At 65.1% G+C, this 7,382-nt stretch carries 5 protein-coding genes; 1 reads left to right on the top strand and 4 read right to left on the bottom strand.

Annotated elements, in window-relative coordinates:
- Positions 1-107: 107 nt before the first annotated feature.
- From VD972_RS45575 to VD972_RS28105, 3 genes are all read right to left on the bottom strand, one after another.
- On the bottom strand, positions 108-2,390 hold the full coding sequence (locus VD972_RS45575) for a putative metal-binding motif-containing protein (protein WP_414654144.1): 2,283 nt from the start codon (positions 2,388-2,390) through the stop codon (positions 108-110).
- Between the two features lie 371 nt (positions 2,391-2,761).
- Positions 2,762-4,642 (bottom strand): Vps62-related protein, encoded by a 1,881-nt coding sequence (locus VD972_RS28110; protein ID WP_324991831.1) that lies wholly within the window; start codon positions 4,640-4,642, stop codon positions 2,762-2,764.
- Between the two features lie 179 nt (positions 4,643-4,821).
- Entirely contained in the window at positions 4,822-5,985 is a 1,164-nt protein-coding gene (locus VD972_RS28105; RefSeq protein WP_324991830.1) for a Kelch repeat-containing protein, read from the bottom strand.
- A 57-nt stretch (positions 5,986-6,042) separates the two neighbouring features.
- On the opposite strand from VD972_RS28105, the gene VD972_RS28100 reads away from it, so the two are divergent.
- On the top strand, positions 6,043-6,402 hold the full coding sequence (locus tag VD972_RS28100; protein ID WP_324991829.1) for a hypothetical protein: 360 nt from the start codon (positions 6,043-6,045) through the stop codon (positions 6,400-6,402).
- Positions 6,403-6,423: 21 nt separating this feature from the next.
- On the opposite strand, the gene VD972_RS28095 is transcribed toward VD972_RS28100, so the two are convergent.
- Positions 6,424-7,382: hybrid sensor histidine kinase/response regulator (locus VD972_RS28095; protein ID WP_324991828.1), on the bottom strand; the 959-nt coding region annotated here is incomplete at its 5' end.

Genomic DNA, 7,382 nt, shown 5'->3' with positions numbered 1-7,382 from the left:
ACGGAACCCCGCGGGATAGCCATACATCCTAGTCACGCAGCCGCGTCAGATGCTCCTCCGCCCGGTACCACCCAAGTGGTATAGCTTTGTAGTTTCCCAGGACGCTCTCAGTCGCAGATAGGAGTCACCCTCGGGCTGATGTCACAGCCGTTGCCATCCGTGCTGCCACAGGTCGAATCGATGACGCAGCCGCCGAAGCCCTGAAGTCGGATGATGCCTACTCCGCCGCCCCCACCGCCTGCCCCTCCCCAGAGGGCCCCGTCAACACCGTCTACCGCTCCGACATCATTAGCTCCGCCGTGTCCACCAGGCGCTCCCTTCCCTCCGCTAGTACCACCGGCTGCGGGATCCTTCGAGAACTGCGAGCCATCGCTCCCATCGCTCCCATTGCTGTTATCATCTGAATCTCCTCCCTCCGCCCCGCTCCCAGCGTTCGCCGTGAGCCGCGCTTGGGACGTGAGTTGCAAGCGGAACGCCTCCAGCAGCAGCCCCCCTCCACTGCCTCCGCCCCCACCGCCTTCCGCATTTTCTCCACCATTCGAAGAACCATCCCCTCCTAGCCCGCCACCGCCACTGACAGAAACCCAGTGATTCACGTGGAGCGTGCCAGCTACGGCCATTTGCAATGCCCCACCGCCTGCGCCCCCCTTGCCGTCGCTTGTCATACCCGGCTTGGCGCCTCCGGTCCCCCCCTGGCAGCCACCAATCAAGGGGGAGAGCCTGCTATCCACCTTTGTGCCTGCAACCCCGCCACTCGAGTTCCCTTCACCCTTCCCTCCTTTTGCGCCCCCTTGCCCGAACGCACCTCCGCCACCACCACTGCCTCGACCTTGAGAGAACGAACCATTTCCTCCCTTCTGGGAGCCACAAGTCGGGCGGTTGCTGCCAGCGCCGGTCACTTCCAGATCTGCATCCGCCAGCAAAGCACCGGAAAGTATGGCATCCCCATATACGGCGAGAATGACGGCTCGATCGCCTTTGAGTTTCAGAGCATTCCCTGGCTCAATAATGAGGTTCTGCATAGACACCAAGGCGATCTCCCCTTCCTCCTGAGGGATGATTCGAGTCTCTGGCAGAACTGGACGCGTGCATCCCTGCGGGAACGTCCAAACCCCGTTGCTGGAGTTGAAAATCACTGGGGTTGTCGGAGTGACGCAAGAGATGCGAACATCCAGTTTCCTCTTATCCGCCGGGATGGCGTCCGGATCGAAGTTGCTCGGAGTGAATGGGAAGCTGCTGCAGTATCCATCGGGACGGCACACTCCGCTGTTCTCAGCATCGATGGTGCACGGCTTGTTTACCCTTAAGGGATCGACCTCGTCGGTGCACGCCCCACTCCCTGGACATCCCTTCCTCGTTGAGAGATGGCAATCATTGGGTGGCTCGCATGGCGGCAAGGCTTCTCCCTTGCACTCCCCCGAACCACTGCACTTGTCCTCCTGGGTGCAAGCATCTGAGTCGTCGCAGGACACCTCCGGGCCTTGGGGCTCGTACGAGCACGTGCCGGTCGCTGCGTCGCACACTCCCAGACTCACGAAGCATGAGGAGTTCGGTGGAGTGTTGCACAAAACGGGGACAGTACCCGCACACGCGGCGTCCAAGCCACACTGGTCATTGGTGGTGCACCGGTTCTGATCATCGCATGAGGTACCAGCAGGCAGTTGCGTCAGGACGCACTCTCCCGTGTCCGGGTTGCACGCAGACTCTGAGGAGTAACAGGTAAAATTAGGCGGCCCACAAGCCTTGGGAGTACCCTGGCACTGGTGCGCTGCTCCCACCGCTTCGCACCGGTCATTCTCCGTGCAGCCATTTCCGTCGTCACAGGTCTTGCCCGTGCAGTCGGTGTCCTCGCACCCTGGCTGGCCGTCACAGTCGCGGTCCACTATCCCGCCACAAACCTCTGGCACCCCTGGATGGATGCTGGCGCTCGTGTCGTCACAGTCTGTCCCCTCCACGCCCACGGCTTTCAGAACATGCCCATCCCCGTCACGATCCTGAGCCTGGAGCTTGACAACGAAGGTTGCAAAGTCTTTCAGCGGCACCGTGATGGGCCCAGGCGAGTGGTGCTGTTCCAGCACCTCCTCGGGGCGATCGGAGCAGTTCTCGGCGTCGGAAGCCTCACGGGAAGTCACCTCGATCGTCAGTTCTCGTCCCCACTCTCGCTTGCGGAACACGGCGACTCGGACTTCCTTCTCCTCCTTGTTCTTGAACTCCTTCTGGGGGATGTCCACCGCTCCCGTGTTCCCTCGATCATCCGAGGCGGAGACCCGAATGCACCTGGGCACGTGCGAGTCGTACTTCACATGGACCCGCACCGCGCCATCCGCCGGGGCTGACTCGCGGCAGGCCACAAGAATAAAGCACAATCCGCAAAACCAGAGATGACGCATGGAGAGGAACGCCTGGCGAGAGTTGAACTCAAGCCAGGGTAGGCCCTGCGTAAAAGCCAGGCTGTACCACCAAGGGGGTACATGGCCCTCTACGGGGTGCTCCCGGCGGGGCTCGGAACGAACCTGTCTGACAAGCAGACAGGTTCGTGCAGGCTGCCCTCGACAGGCTCGGGTTCCGGGCTCGCCCAGGCAGCGGCTCCGCCGGCACGCAAGAAGCCTCGGCTGTGCTCCTCACCAGGTCTCGCTTTCTCTCAGAGCGCCCCACCGCGAGGAGCCTGGGGCCTGGCTCTACGCTGGGGAAGCACTCCCTCTTGGGCCTGCCTCCCTCAGCTCCCCCCCTGTGGCAGCCGGGGCCCCTCATGACGGCTCGCTCACTCGAGGGTCATGAACTCCGGATTGGACACGGATCGGGTGATCAGCGCTCCCGGGCCTCCGCTGTTCACGCAGTATCCCGTCGGGTTGTCACAGCCCGACTCGGGGTTGCCCCAGGCGCTGGTGATGTTCATCCACGCCAGGCTCCCGCTGTAGCTCCCCGCAGGCTGCCCGGGGATCGTCACCACGTTGTTCCAGGTGTCCCACGCCAGCCCGTAGCCCGTGTCGTCGGCCAGGAAGTCGCCGTTGAAGATCGTCTCGTAGATGTGCCGAGCCGGGTCCTGGTACAGCCCATGCGAGCCCTTGGCCGAGAAGATCTCCGGGTGCCAGCCCGTGAAGGCCAGCTGCTTGTCTCCATAGGTGAACGTCCCTCCCCACGCGTGCTGGCTCAGGTAGATCTGCGCCGGGCGGCCGTCGATGAATCGCACCGTCATGTGCTCCCAGTCGCCCACGTGGTTGCCGAAGGTCGAATAGCCCCCCACACAACCCCACGGCGAGTACCACCCGATGCACACCCGCTTGCCATTGTTGTAGGGGTAGAATTTCCAATAGAGGACGTCCGTTACGTTCGTGGGCTGGCCACCCTGCGTGCGGCGGATGACCTGGGCGTAGACGGGTACAGACGTCTGATCCGGCCGCTGGCCGTCCAGGAACTGCGGATCCGTGCAGGAGTCACAACCCAACGGCTGGTTCGTCACCAGGTGGCCGCTCTCCTCGTGCACGTTGGGGAGAAAGAACCCGGTAGAGGACGGCCAGTAGGACTCATCAGGAGCCAGCCACACGCGAGGCGCGAAGGCCGCGATCGTGAAGCCGTCCACGGGCACGCCCCTCAGCTCCTCGTTGTCCGTGGCGCTCTTGTTGATGACCTGGTGGCGGCTGCCGCCATTGTCCCCGTAGTTCGGCCGGCCGACGAAGGTGTTCGGCGCCAGCCCTCGGTGATCCCGAGGGACTGTCTGCCAGAGCCCCAGGTCATTGTCCGCACCGGAGCCGCTGTCGTCCCAGACCCAGGCGGGGTTGCCCGGCAGCACATATGCGCTCTTCACGCAGCGGATGAGATCCGTCGAGGGCTTGCCGTAGCCCTGCACCGTCACGGTGCCAAGGCAGGTGTAGCCCGCAGGCGCCAGCGGCTCCCAGAAGGAGACGTCGTGCGTCCCACCGGAGCCCCCGTCATGCCAGATCCAGGCGTAGTCGACAGGTCTCGCCAGCAGGTCGCCCTCGCCTCGAACCACGAAGGTGTTCACCGGCACCGGCCCATGGCTGGACACAGCCACGTCGCCCAGTGAGAAGAAGCCCGGGTACTGGCTGAGATCCGGACGCCAGATGGAGACATCGTCATCTGCGCCCGTGCCACTGTCATTGTAGAGCCAGTAGAACCGGCTCGCCGGCCGGACCTCGAGCCGCTGCGGATACCTCAAGGGAGCCTTGTCCGAGCTCAGGGAGAACTCCGCGCTCTGCCCCGGCGTCGCAGTCGCCGCGACCAGCCTGTAGGCCCCCGGCGCCAGCGTGACGGACACCTGCGCGTGGGTGCCCCCACCCGAGTTGTTGTCCTGGGTGATCAGGTTGCCGCTCCCATCGAGCAGATAAAGCCAGGCATCCGCGGAGGAGGTGAGCTTGAAGGTGAAGGTGGCAGCCGCGCCCTCGTGGTTCACCAGAAACACCCGGTTGCTGGGGCTGGAGGGGTTCTGTCCGCCCGAGCCCTGCCAGTAGCCATAGACGGTGTTGCCGTTGAAGCCCGGGTTGCGCAGCGCCTGGCGCGCCGAGCGCTCCGAGGCGTCTTCGCCTGCAGCCTCGTCCGGCCCATCGGCGGGACCGCAGCTGGTGGCGGCCAGGGAAGTCAGCGCGAGCGCTGTGCAGAGAGAACCGAACTGCTTGATCACCATAGATGCTCCTGGGAGTCGTGAAGCGGGGTCTTGCTCGGGCGCAGCCCTATCAAGCCTCATGCCAACCTCGGCTCTCGCCTGTTATCAGGAGTTTGCCGATTGATCAGCCTAAGGGTGATCTTTTCCGCTTCTTCCCAGGAAGCCCCCTGCGTTCCGCAGGGAAGCAGCCCGCGAGACGCTCAAGGGGAATACAGCTCGACTGACCCAAGACCGCCGTTTCTACCGAGCCCTCCGGTGATGAGCACCTGGCCGCCGTTGAGCAACGTCGCCGTGTGTCCGCTGCGGCCCTGGCTCATGGCTCCGGCCGTCGCCCACGTGCCGGCGACCGGGTCATACAGCTCGACCTCTGCGAGGTGCGAGCTGCCGCTCATCCCCCCCGTCACGAGCACCTTGCCGTCACCCAGCAACGTCGCCGTGTGTCTGCTGCGCACCTGGGCCATGGGTCCGGCCTCCGCCCATGTGCCGGTCGCCGGATCGTAGACCTCGGCCGTCCGAAGGCTCTCCAGACCACCCGCGTTTCCCCCTGTCACGAGCACCTTGCCGTTGGAGAGCAACGTCGCCGTGTGCCCCTGGCGCGCCTGGAGCAGGGGGCCCGCAGGCGACCAGCTGTTGCTCATGGGATCGTACACCTCGCTCATGGTGAGGGAGACATCGACACCGTACCCTCCTGCAACCAGCACCTTGCCGTCACGCAGCACCGTCGCCGTGTGTCCGCTGCGCATCTGCGCCAGCAGACCGGCAGAACTCCACGTGCCATCTACCGAATCGTACAGCTCGGCCGTCGCAAGCGTGCCCTCCGGGCCCTTCCCCCCCACGACGAGCACGTGGCCGTTGTTCAGCAACGTCGCCGTGTGCCCGAGGCGACTCTGGGCCAAGGGCTCCGATGGTGACCAGGTGCGAGTCGCTGGATCGTAGAACTCGACGGTGGCGAGGGGTGTCTCGCCTCCAAACCCACCTGTGACGAGCACCCGGCCGTTGTTCAGCAGCGTCGCCGTGTGCGTGTTGCGCCACTGGGCCAAGGCCCCTGCGGGCCACCAGGTGCGCGCGGCCGGATCGTAGACCTCGGTCGCAGAGACGCTGGACCCGCCTGTGACCAGCACCCAGCCATTCCCCAGCCGCGTCGCTTCATGCCAGTAGCGCGCCTGGGACAGGGAGGGCCCCCCCCCTCCGACGCAGGAAGGGCTCTTCTCCACCCGCCACTCCTCGCAACCCGGCTCCCCTGGTGGAGGCGCTTCTGGCGAGCACGCCATCAGGCCGAGCGCGATCAGCAGTGCCATCCCCTTGAAGGGGGACTGGCGCTGGCTCTCTACAAGGTGGGCTTCGAGGGACTTGAAGACGGGCATGGACTTCGCTCCTCCGCGCTGGGTGAAGTCAGGATAGCTTCAGGCAGGGAGCCCGCCTTGAACGTCATTCAGCTCCGCATCAACGCCTCCCTCATCGCGGGCATCTGCGCCGTGGCCGCCGGCTTTCTCCAGAAGGACGCCCTCCCCTCCGCGGAGAGGACGACCCTGGCCAGCCTCTTGCTCGGAGTGGCGGTGCTGGCAGCCATCGGAGCGTACTTCGTGGAGTTCGACTCGCTCGATCGGACCGGCGTGGCCTTTCTCGGCGTGCTCGTCGCTGCCCCGTTCACCCTGACCGGCGCGTGGCTCCAGCACGGCCCCTACCGGAGTGGAGCCCTCCTGCTGTTCGCCATGGCGGGGCTCTGGGCATGCATCGCCGCTGTCGTCGCCCTCCGACACTGGCGGCGTGGCAGGACGTGAGGGCTCCCGCTCAGCGCCCTCTCAGGCCTTGCGCGGCAGTCGTACGCGGAAGGTCGTCCCCGACTCAGGTGAGGAGCGAGCGTCGGCAGTGCCGCCATGGGCGCGGGCAATCTCTTGCACGATGTAGAGCCCGAGCCCAAGGCTCACCTTGACCATCTGCTCGGACTGGGCTCCGCGACGGAACGGCTCGAAGAGGACGGGCAGCAGCGAGGGGGAGATGGGCTCACCCACGTTGTGGACCTCCAGCACCACGGCGTCCGGCTCGCCGTGGACGAAGATGTCCACCGGTGTCCCTTCCGGGCTGTACTTCAGTGCGTTGTCGATGAGGTTCACCAGCACCTGCATCAGCCGGTCCGCATCCCACTCCCCGCGCGCGTCGCCCTCCTGCGAGCAGCGGATGAGCCGACCGGGATGGGACTGCTGAAGTTCCTCGATGGCTCTGGGCGGCAGCGCATGAAGGTCCATCTCCCTGCGCTGGACCTTGATGCCTCCTCCAAGCCTGGCGGTGGCGAAGTCGAGCAGCACCTGGACGATGCTCTCGATCCGAACCCCGCTGCGTGCGATCCGCTCGATGGCCTTGGACTGACGCTCGGTGAGCTCGCCCATCGAGAGGAGCATCTTCGCGGTGGCCAGCAGCGCCGAGAGAGGGCTGCGGATGTCATGGCCGACGATGCCCACCAGCCGCTGCTGGAACTCGACGGCCGCGGCAATCTCCGCTTCCATTCGCCGCCGCTCGGAGATCTCCATCGCCTGGGACTTCAGCTGCTCCCCTCGCTCATAGAGGTCCACGAACACGGACACCTTGGCACGAAGGATGTCTGCGTCGATGGGCTTGAGCAGGTAGTCCACTGCCCCTCCCGCGTAGCCCTTGGCGATGTAGGCCATCTCGCGGCTGAGCGCGGTGATGAAGATGACGGGAATATGCTGGCAGCGCTCGCGGGACTTGATGAGCGCCACAGTCTCCAGTCCATCCAGGTCTG

It is taken from the genome of Hyalangium sp., from assembly GCF_035629615.1.
Classification (GTDB): domain Bacteria; phylum Myxococcota; class Myxococcia; order Myxococcales; family Myxococcaceae; genus Hyalangium.
Note: the sequence above shows the minus strand (reverse complement) of the source record. Positions and strands in the feature narration are given on the sequence as shown.

Excerpts from the sequence above, each read along its gene's own strand:
- VD972_RS45575 (WP_414654144.1), bottom strand. The coding sequence starts at position 2,390 with ATGCGTCATCTCTGGTTTTGCGGATTGTGCTTTATTCTTGTGGCCTGC.
- VD972_RS28110 (WP_324991831.1), bottom strand. The coding sequence starts at position 4,642 with ATGGTGATCAAGCAGTTCGGTTCTCTCTGCACAGCGCTCGCGCTGACT.
- VD972_RS28105 (WP_324991830.1), bottom strand. The coding sequence starts at position 5,985 with ATGCCCGTCTTCAAGTCCCTCGAAGCCCACCTTGTAGAGAGCCAGCGC.